At 54.4% G+C, this 22,743-nt stretch carries 23 protein-coding genes, 2 pseudogenes and 1 riboswitch; of the genes and pseudogenes, 12 read left to right on the top strand and 13 right to left on the bottom strand.

The window, feature by feature from the left end; all coding sequences use genetic code 11:
* Nucleotides 1-283: 283 nt before the first annotated feature.
* Genes ABKW30_RS10470 through ABKW30_RS10455 form a run of 4 tightly spaced genes read right to left on the bottom strand, consistent with a single transcriptional unit; the run spans nucleotide 284 to nucleotide 1,556 of the window.
* Nucleotides 284-583 (bottom strand): hypothetical protein, encoded by a 300-nt coding sequence (locus ABKW30_RS10470; protein WP_348598831.1) that lies wholly within the window; start codon nucleotides 581-583, stop codon nucleotides 284-286.
* Nucleotides 580-801 carry an ATP-binding cassette domain-containing protein gene (locus tag ABKW30_RS10465; protein WP_348598830.1) on the bottom strand — a complete coding sequence of 74 codons (222 nt, stop codon included), beginning with the start codon at nucleotides 799-801 and terminating at the stop codon, nucleotides 580-582. The genes ABKW30_RS10470 and ABKW30_RS10465 overlap by 4 nt, the downstream gene beginning before the upstream one ends.
* A 37-nt stretch (nucleotides 802-838) precedes the next feature.
* The gene (locus tag ABKW30_RS10460; RefSeq protein ID WP_348598829.1) at nucleotides 839-1,063 is read right to left on the bottom strand and encodes an ATP-binding cassette domain-containing protein; all 225 of its coding nucleotides are present in this window, start codon (nucleotides 1,061-1,063) and stop codon (nucleotides 839-841) included.
* Between the two features lie 10 nt (nucleotides 1,064-1,073).
* Nucleotides 1,074-1,556, bottom strand: coding sequence for a MarR family transcriptional regulator (locus ABKW30_RS10455; RefSeq protein ID WP_348598828.1), 483 nt, complete (start codon nucleotides 1,554-1,556; stop codon nucleotides 1,074-1,076).
* A gap of 127 nt (nucleotides 1,557-1,683) precedes the next feature.
* Between ABKW30_RS10455 and ABKW30_RS10450 the strand changes: the two genes are divergently transcribed.
* Complete coding sequence (locus ABKW30_RS10450; RefSeq protein WP_348598827.1) at nucleotides 1,684-3,030, top strand: MFS transporter; 1,347 nt, start codon at nucleotides 1,684-1,686, stop codon at nucleotides 3,028-3,030.
* A gap of 34 nt (nucleotides 3,031-3,064) precedes the next feature.
* Nucleotides 3,065-3,577 carry a PHB depolymerase family esterase gene (locus ABKW30_RS10445; protein ID WP_348598826.1) on the top strand — a complete coding sequence of 171 codons (513 nt, stop codon included), beginning with the start codon at nucleotides 3,065-3,067 and terminating at the stop codon, nucleotides 3,575-3,577.
* 92 nt (nucleotides 3,578-3,669) lie between these two features.
* On the opposite strand, the gene ABKW30_RS10440 is transcribed toward ABKW30_RS10445, so the two are convergent.
* The 7 genes from ABKW30_RS10440 to ABKW30_RS10410 form a co-directional block, all read right to left on the bottom strand.
* On the bottom strand, nucleotides 3,670-3,843 hold the full coding sequence (locus tag ABKW30_RS10440) for a hypothetical protein (RefSeq protein ID WP_348598825.1): 174 nt from the start codon (nucleotides 3,841-3,843) through the stop codon (nucleotides 3,670-3,672).
* A 96-nt stretch (nucleotides 3,844-3,939) separates the two neighbouring features.
* Nucleotides 3,940-5,343 carry a trehalose-6-phosphate synthase gene (locus ABKW30_RS10435; protein ID WP_348598824.1) on the bottom strand — a complete coding sequence of 468 codons (1,404 nt, stop codon included), beginning with the start codon at nucleotides 5,341-5,343 and terminating at the stop codon, nucleotides 3,940-3,942.
* Between the two features lie 37 nt (nucleotides 5,344-5,380).
* Nucleotides 5,381-5,683, bottom strand: coding sequence for a hypothetical protein (locus ABKW30_RS10430; protein WP_348598823.1), 303 nt, complete (start codon nucleotides 5,681-5,683; stop codon nucleotides 5,381-5,383).
* Nucleotides 5,684-7,642: 1,959 nt separating this feature from the next.
* The gene (locus tag ABKW30_RS10425) at nucleotides 7,643-7,822 is read right to left on the bottom strand and encodes a hypothetical protein (protein ID WP_348598822.1); all 180 of its coding nucleotides are present in this window, start codon (nucleotides 7,820-7,822) and stop codon (nucleotides 7,643-7,645) included.
* Nucleotides 7,823-8,597: 775 nt separating this feature from the next.
* A complete protein-coding gene (locus ABKW30_RS10420; RefSeq protein WP_348598820.1) occupies nucleotides 8,598-8,894 on the bottom strand; it encodes an addiction module antidote protein in 297 nt (98 codons plus the stop codon).
* A gap of 1 nt (nucleotide 8,895) precedes the next feature.
* Nucleotides 8,896-9,186, bottom strand: coding sequence for a type II toxin-antitoxin system RelE/ParE family toxin (locus ABKW30_RS10415; protein WP_348598819.1), 291 nt, complete (start codon nucleotides 9,184-9,186; stop codon nucleotides 8,896-8,898).
* A 135-nt stretch (nucleotides 9,187-9,321) separates the two neighbouring features.
* Nucleotides 9,322-9,591 carry a hypothetical protein gene (locus ABKW30_RS10410; protein WP_348598818.1) on the bottom strand — a complete coding sequence of 90 codons (270 nt, stop codon included), beginning with the start codon at nucleotides 9,589-9,591 and terminating at the stop codon, nucleotides 9,322-9,324.
* A 494-nt stretch (nucleotides 9,592-10,085) separates the two neighbouring features.
* Here ABKW30_RS10410 and ABKW30_RS10405 point away from each other — a divergent pair, with 494 nt between their 5' ends.
* The 5 genes from ABKW30_RS10405 (at nucleotide 10,086) to ABKW30_RS10385 (ending at nucleotide 15,381) form a co-directional block, all read left to right on the top strand.
* Nucleotides 10,086-11,429: an extracellular solute-binding protein gene (locus tag ABKW30_RS10405; protein ID WP_348598817.1), complete on the top strand. Its 1,344-nt coding sequence runs from the start codon at nucleotides 10,086-10,088 to the stop codon at nucleotides 11,427-11,429.
* Between the two features lie 84 nt (nucleotides 11,430-11,513).
* Nucleotides 11,514-12,410 carry a sugar ABC transporter permease gene (locus ABKW30_RS10400; protein ID WP_348598816.1) on the top strand — a complete coding sequence of 299 codons (897 nt, stop codon included), beginning with the start codon at nucleotides 11,514-11,516 and terminating at the stop codon, nucleotides 12,408-12,410.
* A 9-nt stretch (nucleotides 12,411-12,419) separates the two neighbouring features.
* Nucleotides 12,420-13,307 carry a sn-glycerol-3-phosphate ABC transporter permease UgpE gene (gene ugpE, locus ABKW30_RS10395; RefSeq protein WP_348598815.1) on the top strand — a complete coding sequence of 296 codons (888 nt, stop codon included), beginning with the start codon at nucleotides 12,420-12,422 and terminating at the stop codon, nucleotides 13,305-13,307.
* Nucleotides 13,308-13,317: 10 nt separating this feature from the next.
* Nucleotides 13,318-14,439, top strand: coding sequence for a sn-glycerol-3-phosphate ABC transporter ATP-binding protein UgpC (ugpC, locus tag ABKW30_RS10390; protein ID WP_348598814.1), 1,122 nt, complete (start codon nucleotides 13,318-13,320; stop codon nucleotides 14,437-14,439).
* Between the two features lie 21 nt (nucleotides 14,440-14,460).
* Nucleotides 14,461-15,381: a sugar phosphate isomerase/epimerase gene (locus ABKW30_RS10385; protein ID WP_348598813.1), complete on the top strand. Its 921-nt coding sequence runs from the start codon at nucleotides 14,461-14,463 to the stop codon at nucleotides 15,379-15,381.
* A 1,201-nt stretch (nucleotides 15,382-16,582) separates the two neighbouring features.
* Here the strand turns inward: ABKW30_RS10385 and ABKW30_RS10380 are convergent.
* Nucleotides 16,583-16,979, bottom strand: a pseudogene (locus ABKW30_RS10380) (type II toxin-antitoxin system VapC family toxin).
* Nucleotides 16,979-17,215, bottom strand: a pseudogene (locus ABKW30_RS10375) (AbrB/MazE/SpoVT family DNA-binding domain-containing protein); the annotation flags it as partial. The pseudogenes ABKW30_RS10375 and ABKW30_RS10380, both read right to left, overlap by 1 nt.
* A gap of 282 nt (nucleotides 17,216-17,497) precedes the next feature.
* Between ABKW30_RS10375 and dcm the strand changes: the two are divergent.
* The 5 genes from dcm (at nucleotide 17,498) to ABKW30_RS10350 (ending at nucleotide 22,676) form a co-directional block, all read left to right on the top strand.
* Complete coding sequence (gene dcm / locus ABKW30_RS10370) at nucleotides 17,498-18,760, top strand: DNA (cytosine-5-)-methyltransferase (RefSeq protein WP_348598812.1); 1,263 nt, start codon at nucleotides 17,498-17,500, stop codon at nucleotides 18,758-18,760.
* Nucleotides 18,753-19,208 carry a very short patch repair endonuclease gene (locus tag ABKW30_RS10365; RefSeq protein ID WP_348598811.1) on the top strand — a complete coding sequence of 152 codons (456 nt, stop codon included), beginning with the start codon at nucleotides 18,753-18,755 and terminating at the stop codon, nucleotides 19,206-19,208. The genes dcm and ABKW30_RS10365 overlap by 8 nt, the downstream gene beginning before the upstream one ends.
* Nucleotides 19,209-20,432, top strand: coding sequence for a type II restriction endonuclease (locus tag ABKW30_RS10360; RefSeq protein WP_348598810.1), 1,224 nt, complete (start codon nucleotides 19,209-19,211; stop codon nucleotides 20,430-20,432).
* A 283-nt stretch (nucleotides 20,433-20,715) separates the two neighbouring features.
* A riboswitch (TPP riboswitch) is annotated at nucleotides 20,716-20,818 on the top strand.
* Between the two features lie 140 nt (nucleotides 20,819-20,958).
* Nucleotides 20,959-21,738 (top strand): ABC transporter permease, encoded by a 780-nt coding sequence (locus ABKW30_RS10355; RefSeq protein ID WP_348598809.1) that lies wholly within the window; start codon nucleotides 20,959-20,961, stop codon nucleotides 21,736-21,738.
* Nucleotides 21,735-22,676: an ABC transporter substrate-binding protein gene (locus ABKW30_RS10350; protein ID WP_348598808.1), complete on the top strand. Its 942-nt coding sequence runs from the start codon at nucleotides 21,735-21,737 to the stop codon at nucleotides 22,674-22,676. The genes ABKW30_RS10355 and ABKW30_RS10350 overlap by 4 nt, the downstream gene beginning before the upstream one ends.
* The last annotated feature ends 67 nt before the right edge of the window (nucleotides 22,677-22,743 follow it).

The raw sequence follows: 22,743 nt of genomic DNA, 5'->3' as shown, positions 1-22,743 counted from the left end.
TGCGAAGCGACGTCAGCGACTGGTGAAGGATGCGCAACTTCGATTTGGACCGTGTGCCGTCGCCAACCTCTTTCACATTCCTCGCCAAGCCCATTATCTCGTACCGCGAGATGCTGCCGTGCAAAGCTGGTGTGAAATCGCACGCGTCAATGCTGTTTGATCAGCGTAGAGGCCGATCTCCGTGGATACAGCCTGCAAAATACCGACCGGAACGATTGTCCCTAAGCCGGACTGCTTCCGGGCTGACACCGCAACCCCTCGACGCGAGGTATAAAGGCAGTCCTCAAACGGAAAGCATTTCCAATGGCCCATCAACGCGCCGCCAGGAGTCTTCGTCTATAGTCATGCCGCGGTTGCTCAAATACAGTGCCCTTTGTCCGCTTTCGACAATTTCGCCGGCACACATCACCACGATGCAATCAGCGACAGCTTCCACCACACCCAGGTCGTGGCTTATGAACAGACATGAGAACCCATGTTGCTGCTGCAGCCGGTTGAACAGGTCGAGCACCTGCGCACGAACGGTCACGTCGAGTGCCGAGACCGGCTCATCGGCGACGATGAATTTCGGATTGCCGATCAATGCCTCGCGATCGCAACGGGCTGGCGCTGACCACCGGAGAGCTGGTGCGGAAAGCGGTCGGCAAACCCGGTCGTCAGGCCACCCTCGTTCAGCATCGCCAGCACACGTTTCCGCTTTTCCGCTGAACTCAGACTGTTTGCCACTCGAAGCGGCTCGGCGACAATCGCAGCGATCGTCATCCGAGGGTCGAGCAAAGAATACAGGTCTTGAAAAACCATCTGGCAGTTACGGCGATACGTGCTGTAATTCCCGCTATCAGACTATCGACCGACGGTTGGAGAAGGCGACGGCCGTCCTGCCGACCGTCGCCTTTCCGGAACCGGATTCTCCGACGACCGTAACCACCTCTCCGGGATAAACGCAGATATCGATGTTCTCGACCGCCCGTTTGGCTGGCAGAGCGAGAGAAAGCAACAGGCTTGTGCCAAAGGCCAGAGTGTTTGGGGTGAAGCTGGTTACGCGAAAGAACAGCCCTGCCAAGAAAAGAGCATCACGATGTTGGCAGGGCCTCGCTTTTGGGCGGCTCCTCAACGCCTTGGCTGTTACTGCTGCGGTCAAACGCAGCCAGTACCCGCATGGCCGCATCCAGATCTTCCCTGCTGACATCTGCGAGCACCTGTTCGCGCAGCGCCACGAGCATTTTTTCCAGCTTGGCGGCAAATGCTTCGCCCTTTTCCGTCAACCTGAGTGTTTTTGCCCGGCGGTCCAGCTTGTCTTCCTTGCGGACGACAAGCCCGGATGCCTCAAGCTGGTCGAGCAGCCGGACAAGGGATGGATTTTCGATACCCACATAGGATGCCAGTGTTGTCTGCCGCACGCCTTCGCCGAGGCGGCTTATCCAAAGCAGTGGCGCGGCACATGCTTCCGAAATATCCGAGGCGAGCAGTGCCTGATCGACAATCTTGCGCCATTGCCGGCCCGTTTGCAGCAGGCTGGTGGTAAAATCACGTCGAAGCGCCTCAATATGTTTCATTGGTAATAATTAGGATGCAATCTATTTGTAATCAAGCCGGTTCTGTATTAAAGGCATGCGGTGTTTGGGCGCGGCTTGTCTTTTCCGCACCTTGTTGCCCCGATTTTTGATGTTTTGGAGTCGTTCAATGTCCAGTACTGCCGCCTTGTCCGCCAGCGTTCCCGCAAACACGCGCTCGCGTGTTATTCTGGCGAGCCTGATCGGGACAACGATCGAGTTTTACGACTTCTACGTTTATGCTACGGCCGCCGTGCTGGTTTTCCCTCACCTGTTTTTCCCCGCCGGCAACGAGACAACAGCCCTGCTGTCATCTTTCGCGATTTTCGGCGCGGCCATGGTTGCGCGTCCGCTTGGTGCAGTATTTTTTGGCCATCTCGGCGACAGGCGCGGCCGCAAGATCACGTTGGTTGGTGCCCTGCTCACTATGGGTATAGCGACGTTCCTTATCGGATTTCTGCCTACCTTCCCGGTGGCAGGCTGGCTGGCTCCGGCGCTTCTGGTTGTTCTGCGGCTTGCGCAAGGGTTTGCCCTGGGGGGTGAGTGGAGCGGCGCAGCTCTGGTTGCAACCGAGAATGCGCCGGCGGGCAAACGTGCAATATTCGGAACATTCCCTCAGCTGGGCGCTCCCATCGGGTTTATCATCGCCAATGGCCTGTTCCTCATCATTGCCGCGATTCTGCCCTCGGATGATCCATCCCGACCGTCGCAGGCATTTCTCGACTGGGGTTGGCGTATTCCGTTCCTGTTTTCAGCCGTCATGGTGATTGTCGGCCTGTGGGTTCGCCTTCACCTTGTTGAAAGCGCTGCCTTCGAGAAAACCTTAAATGATGGCAAGGTGAAGAAGATTCCGCTATTTGCCGCTGCTAAATCTCATTGGCGTGAGTTGATCCTCGGCACATTCTACATGCTTGCGACCTACGTTTTGTTCTATCTAATGACGACGTTCTCGCTAAGCTACGGCCGGGCATCCATAACGGCTCCGGTGAGCGGCCTCGGTTACGAATATACGACGTTCGTTCTGATGATGATCATTGGCGTGGTATTCTTCGGTATCTTCACCTTGGTTTCGGGCCCTTGGGCCGACAGGTGGGGGCGTCGCAAAACCCTGATCTGGGTGACGCTCGGTATCATAGCGTTCGGACTGCTATGGGTTCCCATGCTTGCTCTTGGCACCTTTGGCGTTATGGCCTGGCTGATTCTGGGCTTCACCTTGATGGGTATGACCTTCGGACCGATGGGAGCTTTGCTGCCTGAATTGTTCCCGGCAAATATCCGGTACACCGGCTCCGGCATCGCTTATAATGTGTCATCTATTCTGGGTGCCGCAGTTGCGCCGTTTATCGCAATCGCCCTTTGGACTGCAGGTGACGGCAGCCCTTTCTGGGTAGGATGCTATCTGTCGGCAATGGGGGTATTGACACTTGTCTCACTCCTGCTTGGCAAAGAGACAAAAGGTATCGATATCGAAGCCTGAGGCCTGGCGTAAAGGCTGCGTAAAGTCAGCCATAATGCCGAAGCTGAAGGAAACTATCGATGAAACGGACAATCGCCCCAGCCATAGGCATTGCTCCAGGTTTTGCCGTGACTCCCGCAATCAGCGATGCCGACGAAGTCATTCGCATCCTGGAATCGAGAGCCGACAGCGACCTGGTGTTCACCGACCCGATCCTGACCACATCTTCATCCCTGGAATGTCTCCCGGCGGAACAATGACATCCGTGATACTCGCAATCTATCCGGTGGTATTCGCGGGCGGCGCCATCATTACCGGTCTGCCGTACCGAAGCGCCAATACCCTCATGCAGGCCTTCTATCGCGTGAAGGGATATGGAGGGCCTTCGGACCGGAAACTCGACGCGTTGGTACGAGGTGCATCATCCAATGTGGATCACTGGCCGACGATCTCCGTTTGGCACGGGAGTTGGATCATACCGTCGCTCCCTCCAATGGTCATGCAATCGTCCGGCAGTGGCAGGTTCTTCACCATGTGGAGGGTCCGCCGACGCAAACCGAACTGGTGACGCCGGCGGCCGTGAAGTCATCGAGGAATACAGCATCACCAAAATGGGCCATGGTACGCCCCTCGAGACCGGCGGGACCGAGGGCTACGGCGCTAGCAAGCCAGTCCAACTTCGAAAATGGTCATGTCGTTGATGGCCTGGGCGTTGCTTTTTTCAGCCAGCGTGTAGGTTGTCATGAGTGACGTCGTGCCTCCGGCATAGAGGAAGTTCCAACCGACACCGAGCAGGACGAGGGCGCCGGACCTCTCAGCTCCAATCGAGCCCAAAGCTTCCAAGTAACTGCTTGAGGATCGACCAAACCTACCATGCACCTTCATATTCTCGATTTCGGGATGGTTCGATCCGGCAGAATAGCTCGAATGCTATCGTCTGCTCTTCGGCAACCTCGATGTCTCCTCGCCGCTGTCTTCCAGGACTTTCAGGAATTCGACCAGCCAGGCTTTGGCATCAAAGCGTTTGATCTTTCCAAGCAGGGCGCCATGTCGTTCCTTGCGTTCGTTGAGAGGCATGGTCAGCGCCGCATAGAGTTTGTCGGCCATCTCGTCGATGTCATAGGGATTGACGATAAGCGCCTCCTGCATCTCCTCCGCTGCTCCCGCAAACTGGGAAAGTACCAGGACACCTGGGTCTTCCGGATTTTGCGCCGCAACGTACTCCTTGGCTACCAGATTCATACCATCGCGCAGCGGTGTCACAAAACCGGCCTGACTGGCGCGAAAAAGCGCGGCAAGCTTGTTGCGCGGCACACTGCGATGGATATAGCGGATCGGAGTCCAGTTAAAGTCTGAGTACTTGCCATTGATTGATCCTGTCAGCGCTTCCATTTCATCGCGAATGTCGGAATAGGCATTCACCGCTGCGCGAGTCGGTGGCGCGATTTGCAGGAAGGTCACGGCTTTTTCCATCTCCGGGTACTTGGCAAGCATCCGGCCGAATGCTTTGACGCGTGACGGCAAACCTTTGGAGTAATCGAGACGATCAACACCGATAACCTGCTTTCGCCCCAACACCTCGCGGCGCTTGGTGTCGACTGCGACATCTTCTGTTATGCGCTGCGACATTTCTCCGAATGCTTCGACGTCCATGCCGATCGGGAAACGCTCGACCTTGATCGTTCTCTGGCCAATACGGACATCTCCATTTTCAAGAACGTCAGCGTCGGTATGATCTGTCAGATATCGTTTGAAATTGTTGACGTCCAAAAATGTTTGCATACCGATGACGTCATAAGCCGTGAGTGCCTCGACCAGCTCTGCATGGTTGGAGGAGGCTGCGAGAATATCGGGCGGCGGAAACGGGATGTGCAGAAAAAATCCGACCCGTTGCCGACAGCCAAGATTTCTCAGACTCCTGGCAAATGTGATGAGATGGTAATCTTGCACCCAAATGGTGTCATCGAGCTTCAGATAGGGCATCAGCGCGGCGGCAAACTTGCGATTGACGCGATTATAACCGGAAAAATGCGAAGACCGATACTGAACCAGATCAAGCCGGTAGTGAAAAAGCGGCCACAGCACACCATTGGCGTATCCGAGATAATACTCGGAATAGTCCTTCTTGGTCAGGGAAAGCGAGAGCGTGGTAATTGATCCATGCTGCCCGACATGGGCTTCCTCCTTTCGGTCGACGATTTCGCCGCTCCAGCCGAACCAGACACCGCCCCGCTCGCGCAAGGCATCGACCAAAGCCACTGCCAGTCCGCCCTGTTGTACCGGCTCGTGGTGCAGATCCGCAATGCGGTTGGAGACGACAACCAATCTGCTCATGATGGAACCTCTTTGGTGCTCTTCGCCAGCGAAGCCATCATGGTTCCTCCTTTAAGTTTGAGCAGTACGGCGTTACCTGCCTGTCTTCTGCTCCGTGATCAGCCCGGGCGCGAACGAATGAATTCATCAAGCGGTCCTGCAACATTGACGTGCAAGTGGTCATTATCGGGATCTGTCCGGACACATGGCCCACACGCCATTGCACCCGCTTCCACACGGTCAACACCTGACGAACCCTGACTGGCGCGTCTACGAGAACTGGTCCACCGACGATCGACAGGAACGTTCCATTGACGTCCTGGAACGGGATGACGTTTCTGATCTCCAGCGGCGGAGACATTTGGGCAAACATTCTGGTTCAAGGCCTTTCTTGCCTATGATGGACCAAAGTGTCAGATGTTGCAAAAAACGAAAGAAACTTTCCACGGCGATGTCGGTCCGCGTATCGTGTGAATACACCTTTGACCGAGGGTATTGACGCTATCTGCCCGCTGACTCGGGAAGCATATTCCAAAAAAGTGCAGCTGATTGGACGTGAGTCTCGGCCCATGGCAACCGCCCCTCTTCTCAGCGAGAATGTGCAGCCCTACCAGAAATTGGGCTAGCGGATTGACCGTGAAGAAGCGTGGACAGACTGCATTATTGTCCACCTGAGCAAGCCGACTTCCGGCTCATAAAATTTGGCGGTGTTCTTGTCATGTCTCTATAGGATGCAAGACTGAGTTCTGCCCGACTCCTGTCCCGCGCTCAACATCGTTGTTTAGCTGGATCGCTTGAAACCCCGGCAATCGGCAATTACTGCGGTTCCAAGCATATCTAGTTTCTAGAACCTGACCCAGACCCAAACGCGCCTTCGATAGCAGCGGACGCGCCTCCGGCCACGGCGCCAATAGCGACGGCAGACCCTTCTCCAGACGCGCCGCCGTCGGCGCCGCCGATATTGGACCGGTTCTAACTCTGCCTGTGTTTCTTTGCCCTCGAAGAAATCTGCAGCCGGCGCGTCCAGCTCATCAAGGATCCCCTCCCTGGCGTTTGGAACAGCGGCTAGCGCGGCGTCGGGCCGAGCCATACCTGCAAGGGCAGCTGCCCCTGCGATACCAAGCATCCCGGTCAGAAATAATCGTCGATCCATTGAACCCTCCCGATCTGTTGTGACCAACAGGATGAGTTCACCATGAAGTCCTGGCGGAGTCGATCTAAAACCTCGGCACAAAGCCGGAAGCCGTTGAATGTTTTGGTTGAGGGGCACGCGTCGATTGGAACTCCGGCCCCAAATTACGTGGCGCCCTCACCTACTGATACTTCAACACAACAGCCGCAATATCCCGCGATGAACACTCCGGCAACACCGAGGACCCTCCACGGAAACACTGAAACATTCAAGGAAATAGTACAGGACGTACAATTCGCTATGCTGGCATTCGGATACTTTAATGGACCGATTGACGGTGTTTTCAGTGATCAACTTCGGGTTAGCCTTCGAAAACTCCAAGAAGACTACGAATTGAAGATAACAGATACAATACCACCTCAAACTCTGGATGCACTTAAAATTGTAGCTCGTTGAGGGCGGATAACTTTGGGAAACAATAAGGTACTTATGTCTTGAAGGGGATATGAACTACGGACCTGAGCGGCCAAACGAACAACGACTGTTTTGCGCCCTTCGAGTAGCTGGCGCCGCGCAAGACGCTGAATAAACCTGGTGAATAGCTTTCCATCGCGGAAGCCGTGGAATCTGTGCTCACGCGCTAGTGATTATCCCTAACTTACATCTTTGTGCTTTGTTGAGAACTGTCAAAGAGGTCACCCTGATGATAAAGCTCTCAATTATCGGTTCGATTGGACTATTTGCTCTCGTTGCAACAGGTTGCATGAACATGAGCTACTACCAGGATCAACAATCTGGTCCCAAAATCTATAAGTCTTACTCGCCTAATCCGGGCACCGTTGGCCGGGGTCGAGCATAACGTTTGCGAATCTGGTTAATAGCTTTCCATGGCGGGAAGCTCTTCCGGCTTGATCAATGGGTTGGGATCGGTTCTCATTTAAGCCGCCCGTCTTTTCGACGCTGCAGCCCGTTTCTGCCGCCGTATCTCATTCCGCTTTGCCGGAATGGCCTTTGAGAAGGCATTGTCTGCCATCCAGGCTCGCTTGTTAAATTTCGGCGCGTTGGCAACAAAGATAAAGAGAAATTATCATTATTTTGCAATGCGTTGCGAACGATCTGGCCTCAATTGAGGAAGACCCCGATTAAGTGCCCGCCGACAGCCTGTTCGATCTGCTCTTGCGGTTCCGGCTATTCAGACTCTTGCGGCACATCCTTCTTGACCGGCCTGGCCTGCCCGGACGATGTATCTTTCGAGACACTCGCGGTCGTCGTTTCCTTGTCAACCGAGGCGGTGTGGCCAACGCATTCGGCCGAAGCGGCGGATACCGAGAAACCAAGGGCGGCAGCAAGTACGAGGATTGTCTTCATGGTTCAACTCCTGAGCTGTTGCACGGATAAGGTTAGCGACTAACGCTCCACGCGCAAAATCACAGTTTTGTTGGCCCGGTCGGAAACACGATAAAACACCGGGTGAAAGCCAGGTGCCGTCATTGCGTCTTCCACCTATTTTTCAATTCCGGACGTCGTCTATCATTTTGATCGCTTCATCCTTTACCGCTTGATAAACATGCTGCGCGAGTGAGATAGCACGGGGCGGTCTGGAATGGGGCGGAGAGAGTATCCAGTCATTGCCGGGATTCCTGTGGAGAGTCCAGCCGCGGATGACCACAAGCGGCAGGACGAGGTCAAATCTGGCAGACCCGTCCAATTGGATTTGAAAGTTCTCGATGCAAATCTCGTCAGTATCCAATACTCAACCTTGGGGCGTTAGGTGAGACCAACGACAAGCGCCGGCACGGTCGGTTGCACATTCAGCAGTATGCTATCGGTATCATATCATCTGGACAGTCTATTTCTACAACGTCTTTTCCAAAGGCAAGATGAACCCGCCGGCGAATTGCCCGTGGGGCCTTGCGAGTATCGGCGAACGGACAGGTGCGACGCCGATCGCCTCGTCACCGGGCAAGAGATCAAATACCGTCAATCTTGATAAAGATTCGAACCGCAGACCCAGTTAATGCAGTGTTCAGAGGTAGGGTTCCAGACGAGCCATTATGCGATTTTGGAAGTACAATTCAGGATGGGGTGCTCGAGGGGCAGAACTTCCCCTCGCCCGATTGCTAGTATTCACAAGGTGACGTGTTTACCGCGATATTGGAGCTGGCGCCAGAGACAGGCGTAATCCGAGAGCTTTAACCGCTTTGCTCATCGTATCAAGTGTCGGGTTTCCCCCAGGGCGTAGCGCTGTATAGATTGTCTCGCGACTAAGTCCTGTTTCCTTGGCAAATTGCGTTGCGCCGTGAGCGCGCGCTATATCGCCAAGTGCAGCAGCGATCAATTCAGAGTCACCATCTTCAAGAACGGCCTCAAGATAGGCCACTTGATCCTCACGGGTTTTGAGGTGATCCTGAATATCAAAGCGGGTTGTTTCGATTGTCATTTCAGGTTTCCTTTGCCATTTTTTTGGCGCATAGAATATCGTTCTTCTGGCTCTTCTTGTCGCCGCCGCAAAGCATGATTACGATGACATCACCACGTTGGACGAAATAGAGTCGGTATCCCGGCCCGTAATCAATGCGCAGTTCACTGACACCTTCACCTACTGGTTTGACGTCTCCGAAGTTTCCCAACTCGATACGACGAAGACGGGTAACAATCCTGCTATGTGCATTTCTGTCGCGTAGATCAGATAACCAACCAGAAAATACGGTAGTAAGACGGACTTCAATCATGTGTATTTTAATACACTCATCTACGCGTGGTGTCAATCATAGTACACAGAACCTTGACGCTGCCAGCCATTCCACGGCACTAAAAAACCATGTCAGACGGAGTTTTACATACATGGACGTGCCGACAGTTCGCGGTCAACCGAGCAGGTTGGCGTCTTCAAATCGACTTACGTTGGGACAGACCAATTGGTGGTTGTGGGTGACAATAAGCAGGAAAATATTGGCAAGAGCCTGAATTACTTCGCTGGAGAAAATATTTCTATTGAGGCGGGTGAAGTTTTTGAGATCAAGGCTGGAGATACGTTTCGCGTGAAGGTGGGCGAAGCCCGACTTGAAATGGACAAGAGCGGCATCATCGTAATTGCAGCACCACAGACTACAATAGCTAAAGGTGGTGGTGCGCAACTAACGATCGGTCCGGGGCCTGCCCTTTACTCCCCCGCCCTCGTACCCGGAAAGTCTCCTCCGCCTCCCTCGCAGTGTCTGTGTAACATATTTCACACTGGCTGCGCCCGCATTTTCTATAAATGTGGCTGGTGGATACGGTGGTTTGCAGGAAACTCATAACGAAACTTGTAAACGCCTTAAGTAGAATCGAACCGGCAACCTCCCGTTTTCTCGGCCGAAGCTCTTGATCCAATTGGTTCAGAGGCCTTGCCATTCTTCTTATTTGAAATTTCTTTGTCTTCATCGCTTCCCCAAGGCGTGCAGCCACGCATTGACAAGGCGCATGTCATGATGACCAACGGACCAGATTTGGACATTTGTCACAATACTTTCGTCTAAGTACGATCAAACTTTCACACTGCCCGTCCACAGTCGAAATGTGAGCGAGGCAGCTGGATTTCTTCAGAACTGCCCGGGTTCATTTTCTCATTTGCTGTATTCAGAGGGCTTTAATGCAAGGTTTTGGTTTGAAAATAGGATTGGCTGCAGGGTTGTTGCTGTCCGGTCTTAACGTCACCCCGGCGTGGGCTGAAAAGGTTAAGTTCGAGTTCTGGCACGGCCTTAGCGGTGACCTTGGTGAGCGCGTGCAGGATACCTGCAAGAAGTTCAATGACTCGCAGGACAATTTCGAAATCGTCTGCACCAGCCAGAATGGCTATCCCGAAACAGTCCAGAATGCGATTGCTGCCTACCGCGCCAAGAAACATCCGGCTGTGGTACAGGTGTTCGATGGCGGTACGCTTGATCTGATGCTGTCAGGTGCTTTCGTTCCAGCCAAAAAACTGATGGAAGACAATGGCTACAAGATCGATTGGAGCAACTATTTCCCCGGTATCGCCAACTATTATGCGACTGCCAGGGGTGAGCTGAATTCCTTCCCGTTCAATTCCTCGACAGCAATGTTCTATTATAATGTCGATGCGTTCAACAAAGCCGGTATCGAAGGCGCTCCGCAAACGTGGGAAGACGTTGAAGCAGCATCACGCAAGCTGAAGGCGGCCGGTTATGCCTGCCCGTTTGGCTTCAGCTTTGATAGTTGGGCGACGGTTGAACAATTCTCGGCAATCCACAATCAGCCCATCGCCTCGAAGAATAATGGTTATGATGGGCTTGATACTGAACTCATGATTAACAAGACCAAACTGGTAGATCATCTGGCCTTCTTCAAGAAGATGACTGATGAAGGCCTGTTTGTCGTCAAGACCAAGCAGCTTGGCATGGACGTTGTTCCTGCCTTCACTTCCGAGACTTGCCAGATGATCCAGTCGTCGATTGCCGATCACGGCACGATTGGCAAGACTATCAAGCAGGGTGCAAAGTGGGATGTAACCCTGCTTCCGGTCTGGAAAGGTACCGAGCGTCAGAACTCCATGGTTGGTGGTGCATCGCTCTGGGTTCTCAACAATCGCCCCGAAGCCGAATACAAGGGCGCTGCAGCATTCCTGAACTTCATCGCGCAGCCCGATATGGTTGAATGGTGGTCGACAGTGACGGGTTATATTCCTGTTACCAAGACAGGCTTTGAAGCCATGAAAGCCAAGGGCTTCTACGATCAGCCGGGCTTCAAGGGTCGCGAAAGAGCCATCACCAGCCTGACCTTCACCCCGACATCTGCCAACACACGCGGCATCCGCCTTGGCGGCTTCCCGCAGATTCGCAAGGAACTTTCCGATGCGATGGAAGGCATTTTCTTTGGCAAGATGACCGTGCAGGCTGGCCTGGACCAGGCAGTCGAGCGTGGCAACCTTGTCCTGCGGCGCTTTGAAAAGACCTATGCCGGCAAAGCCTTGAACTGATCCAGCCTGTCAAAACGGCCCGGCGCAAAACAATGCCGGGCCATTTCATTTGATCTGACTCTTAAGACAGAACTGAATAAATCAATGAACAAGCGTGCCGTTTTCAAAAGCTGGTGGTTGCCTATCCTGTTCGCCTTGCCGCAACTCCTGCTTATCATGTTCTTTTTCTACTGGCCGGCCATTTCCGTTTTCAACTGGGCGTTTTCGCTGGAGCCTGCCTTTGGCGGCGCGGGTGAACGCCTGTTCGTCGGTTTTGATAATTTTCGTGAGGTCTTCGCCGATGGTGAATACTGGCGGTCTGTATCTCTTAGCCTGTTCTTTGCATTCATGGCCACCGGATTATCGATGCTTATCGCCTTTGTACTGGCAATCTGCGTCGATCGGCAGTTGAAGGGATCAGGCCTGTTCCGTTTCTTCTATATATGGCCCTACGCCATTGCCGCGCCGGCTGTCGGTCTTTCCTTTCGCTTTATTTTTGCGCCGGAAAGCGGTTTGATCGCAGTAGTCAATACATGGTCGCCCGACCTGTGGAATCCTGCCAAATATGGCAGCCATGCGATGATTCTTGTGATCATCTGTTTTGCGTGGAAATGGGTCGGTTATAACTTCATCTTCATGACGGCCGGCCTGCAATCGATCCCCCGCAGCTTGCTTGAAGCATCATCGATGGATGGATCCGGCCCCATACGCCGCGCCCTTGATATTCAAGTGCCGCTTCTCGCGCCGACCCTGTTCTTTCTGCTTGTGCTCAATCTGACCGAGAGTTTTGTCGGTCCCGATACGTACGGCATTGTCGATCTGACGACCGAAGGAGGCCCCAACAAGGCCACCGATGTCATGGTCTATCGCATCGTCAGCGAAGCATTCCGTGGACTGAATTACTCAGGAGCCGCAGCACAAAGCCTCGTCCTCATAGCCCTTATCATGGTGTTCACCTTCATCCAGTTCCGCTTCGTCGAGCGACGCGTGCATTATAAGTAGGATTTGGTGATGATCGAACGCACCCCCATTCTCAATGCCGTTACCTATTTCATCATGATCTTGGGATTGATCCTTATTCTTGGACCATTCTGGATGATCTTTACCGCTTCCACACAGTCGTTGCAGCAGGTCAATACGGTTCCGTTCAATCTGGTGCCGGGAAGTGATTTCCTCAAAAACATTCATGCTGCATGGGACCGGGCCAATCTTGGGCCGGCTCTGCTCAACAGTCTGATCACCTCGCTGCTGGTCATGGTGGGCAAGATCACTGTCGCTGCGCTCAGCGCATTCGCCATTGTCTATTTCAAGAGCCCGTTGCGTCATGTCTTCTTCTGGATGGTGTTCCTGACCTTGATGCTGCCACTCGAAGTGCGCGTTATTCCCACCTACAATATTGCCGCTGATGTGTTCGAGCCGGTGCGCTGGATCATCAATGCCCTCACGGGCATTGAGCTTTCGCTGCAATGGAACCTTCTGAATTCCTATTCGGGTCTGGTCTTGCCGCTGATTGCGACCGCGACAGGTACGTTCCTTTACCGGCAATTCTACATGACACTTCCCGATGAACTGGCTGAGGCAGCCAAGATGGATGGTGCCCGTCCGCTGCGGTTTTTCATTGATATCCTGTTGCCGCTGTCACGCACCAATATGCTGGCGCTTGCCACAATCATGTTTGTTTACGCATGGAACCAGTATCTCTGGCCCAAGCTGATGACAACGGATGCGGGTTATCAGACAGCCATGGTGGCGATGCGCTCACTGGTTCCATCCATCAATTCCTTGCCCGAGTGGAATGTCTCCATGGCAGGGGCTCTTGTCATCATGATGCCACCCCTGATCGTCGTCGCTGTTCTGCAGCGCTGGTTCGTTCGTGGTCTGGTTTCGACAGATAAATAAAGGAAAAGCGATGGCCGAGATTGGCATCAAAAATGTGCGCAAATCCTATGGACAGACCCAGATTTTGCACGGCGTCGACCTGAGTTTCAAATCCGGCGAATTCGTCGTCATACTCGGCCCGTCCGGATGTGGCAAGTCGACATTGCTGCGCATGATTGCCGGCCTAGAGGAGATCAGTGCGGGCGAGATATCAATCGATAATAAAGTGGTCAATGATCTTGAGCCCCGCGACCGCGGATGCTCGATGGTTTTCCAGAACTATGCACTGTACCCGCACATGAATGTGGCAGCAAATATTGGTTATGCTCTGAAAGTAGCTGGTGTGCCGCGTGCCGAACGTGACCGGCGCATTGTTGAGACGGCCAGGATCGTTGGGCTGGAAGAACTGCTTGATCGCAAACCGGCGCAGCTTTCCGGCGGACAGAGGCAGCGCGTTGCCATGGGCCGGGCAATCATTCGCGAACCCAAAGTGTTTCTGTTCGACGAGCCATTGTCCAATCTTGATGCCAAGCTGCGCGTGCAGATGCGCGTGGAAATCCGCCGTTTGCACAAGCGGCTGTCGGCAACATCAGTTTTTGTGACCCATGATCAGGTTGAAGCCATGACGCTTGCCGACAAGCTTATCGTTATGAACAGGGGACATGTCGAACAGGTCGGAACGCCGCTTGAAATCTATCACCGGCCCCGCACACGCTTTGTCGGTTCGTTCATCGGTTCGCCAGCCATGAATTTCTTCGAGACCAGAATTGCGCCAAGCGGCGACCATGTGTTGCTGGATGGCATTGTGCAGGCAATTGACCCGGCACTAGGCGGCAGGAATGCCGGTACGACAGTTGCAGCCGGCATAAGGCCGGAACATTGCCGTCTCGTTCCGGCGGGCACAGTCAACAGCGTTCCCGCCGGTGTCGACTTTGTTGAAGAGCTTGGTTCAGAACGTATTGTCCATGTCGAAATCGATGGCCTCGGTTTTGCAGTCTCCGTCGAGGAAGACCAGTTTTTCGACCAGGGCGCTATTACCGGACTGCAATTGCCCGCCGAACATATTCACTTGTTTTCCCGGGAAACAGGTTTGCGCCTTGACGATGCTCCGGTCGCAATGCGTCAATTCGCAACAAAGACAGTAGCTGCCTAATTCGTCTTGAAAGGACCAGACATGAGCTCGGAAGCGCCTATTTCTGCCGTTGGTTTTTGCACTTACACCGGCAAGGGTAACTTTGAAACACTCGAAAAATCACTGCACACCATTGCTGATCTTGGAGCCAATGCTGCCGAACTTTCGCTTTATGGCGAAGAAATCATTTCCGGCGGCCGGATTATACCGGGCCGCGCCGAGCGCCTGGTACAGATCACAGATCAGTTTGACCTGCGCTACAGCGTGCATGGCCAGATCGTTTCCAATTTTATGGATCACGAGCACCTGGACTACCAGAAGGCCGTCGTCCGCGCGATGCTGGAACTGTGCAATCGCGTTGAGGCTGGAATTCTCGTTCATCATAGTGGCAATGCTCCGATGCCGGCGTTCTCGCGCATCCCCGATCTTGACCGGATGGAGCGCGATGCGCTTGCCGAAATGGCTGAGGTCGCCAAGGGTTATGGTGTACGTATTGCGCTGGAAAACATTTTTGCTGTCGCCGACACTGAATATCGCCAAACCCCGGAACAGGTGGGCGAGACCGTGCGTGCGATTGCCAATCCCAATGTTTGCGGCCTGATTGATTTCAGCCATGCCTATATTGAAAGCACGCGTCTTGGTCTTGATTGGCGCGAGCAGATCCGCGCCATGGCACCCGTTACCGGTCACCTGCATGTCCACGACAGTTTTGGGCGTCCTTACAGCATGTCAAAGTTCTATCATCCGGCGGAAGCGACCGCACTTGGCATAGGCGATCTGCACCTGCCGATTGGCTGGGGAGATATCCCGTGGGAAGAGATTTTTGAAGAGTTGGCGTTTCTGCCCGATACCATGCTGATCATGGAAATCACCGGCGAGCGTTTTGTCAATGAACAGGCAGATTGTCTTGCCCGCGCCTTGAAGCTGGTCGAACATGCCAACAGCCGCCGTCTGGCAGCCTGAGACCAAAGAGACGCGTCACTTTGCTGATCGCGCCTCTTTTCCTCTCTTGGCAACGGCGATTAAGCTGGGTTGAATCCGCTTTGACATTGACGACGATATTCTGATTGTGACGATTGACAGCATCGTGTGGGACCTGGCCATGCTGCCCGATCCCGCATTTTCATCCCTATCCGGTTAATTTTATGGTGCCGACAATGATCTTAATGTCAGAATTATTTTTCAGGTAACTGCGGCCACAGTCTTGCCAATGTCGAGAAAGGGGATGTCGAGTATCGGTAAGGCTCCTTGGTGACAGGGATTCTCTTATAGTGCATTGCACTGGCGGGGCGAGATACCGTCTGAAAATGCGCGCATCCTCTACCGGGCAACGCGCCTGGATCAAGATAGCGGTCAAGATCAACATCCAAAAAACTGTGGCGGCGGAAAAGCCGTTGCTGAATGGACCCGTGTCAATGACACGATGCTTTGGCTTTATGCGGCACCCTATGACGATACCCGTCTTTTCGATGATGAAGGTGAACTGGTAGGACACGGGCATCCAGTTCACCATCCGCCGCGCCAATCCGCTCGGGGCAACGCGGCGTGGCCGCTTCTCTCCCAACAGCAGCACGCGGAGAGGTCGAACTGCAAGATCTCGGCTGTGCGCCCAAACAGTCCATAACTCTTTCGCTGACACATGGCAGCGTGATTCCACGGCTGCCTTAGTCTTGAAAGGAATTGAACCGCAGGCCACTCATTGGGATGTCTAACGTGTATTTCCAGCTATCCGCACCGTCAAAACAATGAACGTCCCGATCTGGGAGCCTCATGTGCTCCAAAGCGTGACGAATGCTATCGGGAAAGCTCCGAACCGAGGCTGAAGATATGGAAGCGGTAGACGCGAATAGCGCCCGGAAAAGAAGTTGACGAGCTATTGTCTTCGGTGATCAGGACTTACTCTCACCTGCGAGCAAGCAAGCCTATAGTCAATCCTCGGGGATGCCGGTTGCGCCAGCTGCCTTCCGATAATTGACGAGATGACGGAGTTAAGCCGCAAGTGTGGTGGTCCATGCTGTGGCGTCGCCGTCATAATCCGGAATATCGAAGGGGCAGTGGGCTCTGTCGACCGTATTGCCCTGCACTCCTTGCCATCGAAAGCCCCCTCAAACCGGTCCGGACTTTCACACTGGTGGCAACAGGGAGTAAGGATAAAGGCAATCATTCAGGACAAGAGCCTCGTCGCCTGTCCTTGTTGGGTTAACAGTTCGATCGCCTGTTTATCGAATGAGACGAAAGTTTCGCCCCAACCAATTGCCCTCATAGGCCATGATGCCGTCCGCGAAATCACCACCAGCTTCGTGGATCGCAAGCCCGGCCTCAACAACGGGCCGGTTCATCGTGACATTTTCAGTATCCAGCAAATCGCGGATGGTCACGGCTACATCTTCTTTCCGCAACTTCGCGCCCCGACGCAATATCCAAACCAGCTCACACAGGCAGGGCAAGGAAGCCGCGATCAGGGAAGCCTCTTTCAGGAGCTTGCGGGCAGCGCGGCCTTGCTTTGCGTTGTCCTGCAAAACCGCTCGAGCCAGTACGTTTGTATCGACGGAAATTTTAATTCTTCCCCTGCCCAACCGGAGGCGGCAATCTCGTTCATTTCTTTAATCGTCATCGGCTTCTTGATCTTGCCGGCGTGCCGACCGATGAAACTGTCAATGGTGCCCGTGCGCCTTGCCGCCTTCAACCGAAGTTCCCCGCCCGGCAGCTTGTCAAAGTCGATCCGTTCGCCCGGCTTGATGCCAAGGTGTTGTACAGTCGTCTCGTGGCGACCAAATTTTCCTTTGAAAAGGTTGATAACAGCGACCTTCCGATGTTCGTGACTGTTGTGTCAATGTCTACAGTTCCAGCTAAAGTCCCGTCGCCGGTTGCCTGTTATGCGGTAGACGGCCTGTCGCTATGTCGAGAAAGGCGGTTATTCGCCGGCTTTGGCCCGCGCCCACTCGGGCTTAAGGATTGGCCGCGATTTCACGAAGACCTCTTCCACAAAATCTTCCGGAACATAGAAGGAACGGATTGTAAGGCGGGAAGCATTATGTCAGCGTGTCAGAAAATGACACAGTGATGATTCGGAGTTGTGATGCGAAACGACGATCGCCCGGAATTTGCAAGAATCCGGGAGCAGGCAGCTCTGACACTGGATGAGGCGGCAGAACTTCTCGAAGTCTCCCCGCGGACGATTTACCGGTATGAAAGCGGCGAGTGCCAGCCCAGCAAGCTTGCACTCCGCACACTCCGGGACAAGGCAGAAGAGCGTGCCCCGGATACAAACTGTGCAAGATTTCGCTTCATCGATCTCTTCGCCGGCATCGGCGGGCTGCGGCTCGGTTTCGAGAGTATCGGCGGACACTGCGCCTTCACCTCGGAATGGGATGCGAACAGTCAAAAAACCTATGCGCTGAACTTCCGCGACAATCATCCGATCGGCGGCGACATCCGCGAATTTTCCGAACAGCCTGACAAGGTGCCGGAACACGACGTCCTTCTGGCCGGATTTCCCTGCCAGCCGTTCTCCATTGCCGGTGTCTCGAAGAAGAATGCACTAGGACGTCCCCACGGTTTTCTCTGCGATACGCAAGGGACACTGTTTTTCGACACCGCGCAGATCATTGCCCACCATCGTCCGGCGGCCTTTGTGCTGGAGAACGTCAAAAACCTGCAGCGCCATGACAAGGGACGCACCTTTGCGACCATCATAAATGTTTTGGAAAACGAGCTTGGCTACAAGGTCCAGTACCGGGTCATCAGCTCGGAGCCGTGGGTACCGCAGAAGCGTGAGCGGATTTTCATTGTCGGCTTCCGTGATCCGACCACGTTCGATTTCGAAAACCTGAAGATACCGGATGCAAAGTCAGGTCCGAAACTTGGCAGTATCCTGCAGCCGCATGACGAGGTGGATCCGAAGTACACACTTACTCCCCGCCTGTGGGAATATCTGCAGCAGTACAAGGCCAAGCATCAGGCCAAGGGCAACGGTTTCGGTTTCAGCCTGTTCGGCCCTGACGATGTCGCGCGCACTCTTTCGGCGCGATACTACAAGGATGGCTCCGAGGTCCTGATCGACCAGCCGGGCAAGCGCCCCCGCCGCCTGACGCCGCTTGAATGCGCGAGGCTTATGGGATTTGACCGTGGCGAGCGACGTTTCCGCATCAGTGTGTCGGATACGCAGGCCTATCGCCAGTTCGGCAATGCTGTTGTCGTGCCTGTGGTTGAATTCATTGCGCAGGCAATGCAGCCGCATATCGAAACGGCAATCCGGCGTGCCGAGGCATTGCCCGAAGTTGCCTATGATGTTCCCGTCGTAACAAGGCCGGAACGCGTGCCTGCAGCCGTCAATGCCTGACACTGTCACCCCTGAAGTCAGAAGCCGGATGATGGGGGGCATCAGGGGAAAGAACACGCGCCCGGAAATGCTTTTGCGCCAGGGACTGCATGCAGCAGGGTTCCGGTTCAGGCTGCATGACCGCAAGCTGCCGGGCTCCCCGGATCTGGTCTTTCCGCGCTATCGCGCCGTGATCTTTGCCAATGGCTGCTTCTGGCACGGTCACGACTGCCATCTGTTCAAGATTCCATCAACGCGGCCGGAGTTCTGGCTGCCGAAGATCGAAGGCAATCGCAGGAGAGACGGGGTCGCTGCGGTTGCGCTTGCCGGCGCCGGATGGAGGCAGGCAGTCATCTGGGAGTGTGCGCTCAAGGGGAGAACGCGGCGCCCACTTGCAGAAATACTGGAAAGCTGCGCGGCATGGCTCATTTCGGACCTGCCGCATCTTGAAATCAGGGGAATGGAATAGATGCGCCGCGGACAGCTGTCAGACTGCTTTGAGGGGATCGTCGTCAAGCGTCTCAGTGCCGTGGAGACGTCCCCCGCCATATCGCACCAGCATGAATTCAACGGCACGATGGAACTGCGCCGTCTCTTTGGCGATGATGATCGCAGGAATATCCCTGCCCGCTTCATCTGGCTTGGCCATGAACAGGAGGCAATTACGGTCGAGGGCAGCCTCAGCTGGTACGATGCAAGACGCCGGCATCCGACCCGCACCGAATACCGTCTCTATTATTATGAGAACGAAATCACCGGCATGATGCGGCAGGGGGACGTATTCTTCCTCGCCGTTTGCCGCGATAGGTCCGCCATGGTGATCATTACTCCGGCCGAGAGCACCATCCAGAACCAGCTCCTGTGGCTCTTCGATCTGGATGAGCAACCGGAATTCCGGTTTACCTACCAGGAGATCGAGGGGTCGCATGATGCGGAGCTGGATTTCACAGCCCGCTATATCCTGGATGAACTCGGCATCGAGCCTGCGGAACCGGAAGCCAATACGCTTGATACACTGATCGAGAAGTTCGGCCTGGTATTTCCGACAACCCGGGTCTTTTCGGAGCTGGCCCGGTCATCCCTCCCCGAGGTTTCGGCAAAGGACGATCCCGACGCAGCGCTTGTTGCCTGGATCGACAGAGAGGAGCAGCTGTTTCGAAGGCTCGAGCGGCGCATCGTGGCTGAACGGATCAGCAACGGTTTCGGCTCGGCTGATGATGCCGATGTCGACGGCTTCCTCAGCTTTTCGCTCAGCGTCCAGAACCGGCGAAAATCTCGCGCCGGCTCTGCCCTTGAAAACCATCTTGAGGCAATCTTTATTGCGCATGGCATTCGCTATGCCCGTGGTGTCGAGACAGAAAACCGCAACAAGCCGGACTTCCTGTTCCCGGGACAGGTCGAGTATCGCGATCCGGAGTATCCGGCCGAACGCCTGTTCATGCTCGGTTCAAAGTCGACGCTCAAGGATCGCTGGCGGCAGGTATTGTCGGAAGCCGAGCGCATAGACAACAAGCATCTTCTGACACTGGAACCCGGCATATCCGAAAACCAGACCGACGAGATGCAGACCAAGAAGCTGCAACTGGTACTGCCAAGAAAAATCCACACGACCTACAAGCCGTCGCAGCAAAACTGGGTGATCGATGTGTCCATGTTCCTCTCCCTTGTAACCGGGCCTCAAGACAAAACCTGACGTTGCCCATTCAATCTTTGGTTCATATTTACCAGCAAAAGTTCGTCATTCAGACAGATGGTTGCTTACTTCGATCAGCAATACCCGGCCAGGCTGAAACGTCAGGCTTATATTTGAATCAGAGGTTTCCTGTCCGGGCTGTGGCGTTGTCCGGATCTGATTTGAAGTTATTATGAGCACTAGTTGGATAAACTTTTACAACCAAGTGTTTCTGGCTTCACCTGCATCCAGCAGACAATATCCGTCGCGCCATTGACAGGACCTCCAAAACACGACACGTTCGTTCCATTCCGAGGGGAGCATCGTACGATGCTGAGATGGCGTTGAGCTGGACCCTTGAACCTGATCCGGGTCATGCCGGCGTAGGAACGGAAACCGGCGCTATCCGGCCACCCCTTTCTCTTCTTCGCTTTGCCTGGATTTCCTGTGATCATCGTCTGGAGATCGATCTGTGATGTACAAGTTTTTCAATTTCGTCGGCATGTGTCGAATTCGTTCCGCCCCTATCGGTTCCACATAAGCCATCATGCGCGCCTCTCACGCGGGCTCTGCTCTCATTATACTTGTTGTTTCCTGGCAGGTGGGCATCTGGCTGTTTGCGCCTCCCCATTACATTCTTCCCGCGCCGATCGCGGTCGCAACGACTTTCCTGCGCCAGCCCGGCCTTTTGATTGAGAATAGTTTGATCACGTGTACGGAAATTGTGTTGGGTCTGATACTGGGAACGTGTTTTGGCGCAGCCACCGCCTTCGCAATTGCGGCATGGCCGCGCTTCGGTCAGATGGTCTGGCCGATGGTGATCGTGCTGCAAGCCCTTCCCGTCTTTGTGCTGGCGCCGATCCTCGTTCTTTGGCTCGGCTTCGGCATAGCCTCCAAGGTTGCAATGACGACAATCATCATCTTCTTTCCCGTCGCCTCCGCATTTACCGACGGCCTGCATCGCACCAATCGCGACATTTTCGATGCCGTTTCGTTGACCGATGCGACGCACTGGCAGTCTCTGGTTCAAGTACGTATGCCGCTTGCCCTTCCCAGCCTCGTATCCGGTCTTCGGGTCGCAGCACCATTGGCCCCGCTTGGCGCTGTTATCGGCGAATGGGTCGGGGCATCCGCCGGGCTCGGGTTTGTCATGGTTCAGGCCAATGCGCGCATGCAAACCGATATTGTATTTGCAGCAATGGCAGTCCTCGCCCTGCTTACCCTTCTTCTCAGATTTATGGTCGATGCACTGACGAGGGGGCTGACCCCTTGGGCGCATGAGACTTCCCCTAAATCCCCGTCCTTCAGGAGAAACGTCCAGATATGAACCGCTTCGTTCTTGCAAGCTTTATCACTCTCGCCAGTTTGCTGCCAGTGCCAGTGCAGGCCGCTGACAAGCTCACCGTGCTATTGGAATGGTTTGTCAATCCGGACCATGCGCCCATGATCATCGCAAAGGAGCGTGGGTTGTTTGCAGATGCGGGCCTCGACGTCGAGTTTATCCCGCCGGCCGATCCGTCTGCCGTACCGCGGCTGGTCTCAGCCAAGCAGGCTGATATTGGCATTCACTATCAGCCCAGCCTTTATCTCGACCATGAGGCCGGTTTGCCCCTCGTGCGGTTCGGCACACTGGTGGAAACGCCCCTCAACACGGTGACAGTGCTGGCGAATGGTCCTATCAAGAGCCTTGGAGACCTCAAGGGCAAGAAGATCGGCTTTTCCGTCTCTGGCTTCGAAGACGCGATGCTGAGGCGTATGCTCGCGGCGGAAGGGCTTACGAAGGACGATGTGGAATTGATCAATGTCAACTTTTCGCTTTCGCCTTCGCTGATTGGCGGCAAGGTGGATGCGACGCTTGGCGGGTTCCGCAATTTCGAATTAACGCAAATGAAGCTTGCCGGCCATGAAGGACGATCCTTCTTTCCGGAAGAATATGGCGTTCCGCCATATGATGAACTGATCTACGTAACACATCGGGACGCTGCCAAAGACAGCAGGCTACGCCGTTTTCTCGGCGCCGTCGAGCAAGCCTCCATTTTCATGACCAACCACCCGCAGGAGGCCTGGGAGCTGTTTGTGAGAGCCTATCCAAATCTTGATGATGAACTAAACCGGACAGCCTTCTTCGATACGCTGCCGCGTTTTGCCAAGCGCCCTGCAGCTGTCGACCATCTGCGCTATGCACGCTTTGGTGCTTTCATGCAGGAAACCGGCCTGATTAAAACGGCCCCTGCCGTTGAAGATATCACTATTGAAGTCCGTTGAATGAAGAACCGGAATTCAATCGCTTCCAGACAGACTCCAATCGATGTCTATAGTCCGGATTATGGGT

This window comes from Phyllobacterium sp. SB3 (assembly GCF_040009165.1).
GTDB lineage: Bacteria > Pseudomonadota > Alphaproteobacteria > Rhizobiales > Rhizobiaceae > Phyllobacterium.
This window is presented reverse-complemented; position numbering and strand designations above follow the sequence as displayed.

What these genes read in the sequence shown, in the direction of transcription:
- ABKW30_RS10465 (WP_348598830.1), bottom strand. Translation starts at nt 801, where the DNA reads ATGGTTTTTCAAGACCTGTATTCTTTGCTCGACCCTCGGATGACGATC.
- ABKW30_RS10455 (WP_348598828.1), bottom strand. Translation starts at nt 1,556, where the DNA reads ATGAAACATATTGAGGCGCTTCGACGTGATTTTACCACCAGCCTGCTG.
- ABKW30_RS10450 (WP_348598827.1), top strand. Translation starts at nt 1,684, where the DNA reads ATGTCCAGTACTGCCGCCTTGTCCGCCAGCGTTCCCGCAAACACGCGC.
- ABKW30_RS10445 (WP_348598826.1), top strand. Translation starts at nt 3,065, where the DNA reads ATGCCGAAGCTGAAGGAAACTATCGATGAAACGGACAATCGCCCCAGC.
- ABKW30_RS10435 (WP_348598824.1), bottom strand. Translation starts at nt 5,343, where the DNA reads ATGAGCAGATTGGTTGTCGTCTCCAACCGCATTGCGGATCTGCACCAC.
- ABKW30_RS10430 (WP_348598823.1), bottom strand. Translation starts at nt 5,683, where the DNA reads ATGTCTCCGCCGCTGGAGATCAGAAACGTCATCCCGTTCCAGGACGTC.
- ABKW30_RS10425 (WP_348598822.1), bottom strand. Translation starts at nt 7,822, where the DNA reads ATGAAGACAATCCTCGTACTTGCTGCCGCCCTTGGTTTCTCGGTATCC.
- ABKW30_RS10420 (WP_348598820.1), bottom strand. Translation starts at nt 8,894, where the DNA reads ATGACAATCGAAACAACCCGCTTTGATATTCAGGATCACCTCAAAACC.
- ABKW30_RS10415 (WP_348598819.1), bottom strand. Translation starts at nt 9,186, where the DNA reads ATGATTGAAGTCCGTCTTACTACCGTATTTTCTGGTTGGTTATCTGAT.
- ABKW30_RS10405 (WP_348598817.1), top strand. Translation starts at nt 10,086, where the DNA reads ATGCAAGGTTTTGGTTTGAAAATAGGATTGGCTGCAGGGTTGTTGCTG.
- ABKW30_RS10400 (WP_348598816.1), top strand. Translation starts at nt 11,514, where the DNA reads ATGAACAAGCGTGCCGTTTTCAAAAGCTGGTGGTTGCCTATCCTGTTC.
- ugpE (WP_348598815.1), top strand. Translation starts at nt 12,420, where the DNA reads ATGATCGAACGCACCCCCATTCTCAATGCCGTTACCTATTTCATCATG.
- ugpC (WP_348598814.1), top strand. Translation starts at nt 13,318, where the DNA reads ATGGCCGAGATTGGCATCAAAAATGTGCGCAAATCCTATGGACAGACC.
- ABKW30_RS10385 (WP_348598813.1), top strand. Translation starts at nt 14,461, where the DNA reads ATGAGCTCGGAAGCGCCTATTTCTGCCGTTGGTTTTTGCACTTACACC.
- dcm (WP_348598812.1), top strand. Translation starts at nt 17,498, where the DNA reads ATGCGAAACGACGATCGCCCGGAATTTGCAAGAATCCGGGAGCAGGCA.
- ABKW30_RS10365 (WP_348598811.1), top strand. Translation starts at nt 18,753, where the DNA reads ATGCCTGACACTGTCACCCCTGAAGTCAGAAGCCGGATGATGGGGGGC.
- ABKW30_RS10360 (WP_348598810.1), top strand. Translation starts at nt 19,209, where the DNA reads ATGCGCCGCGGACAGCTGTCAGACTGCTTTGAGGGGATCGTCGTCAAG.
- ABKW30_RS10355 (WP_348598809.1), top strand. Translation starts at nt 20,959, where the DNA reads ATGCGCGCCTCTCACGCGGGCTCTGCTCTCATTATACTTGTTGTTTCC.
- ABKW30_RS10350 (WP_348598808.1), top strand. Translation starts at nt 21,735, where the DNA reads ATGAACCGCTTCGTTCTTGCAAGCTTTATCACTCTCGCCAGTTTGCTG.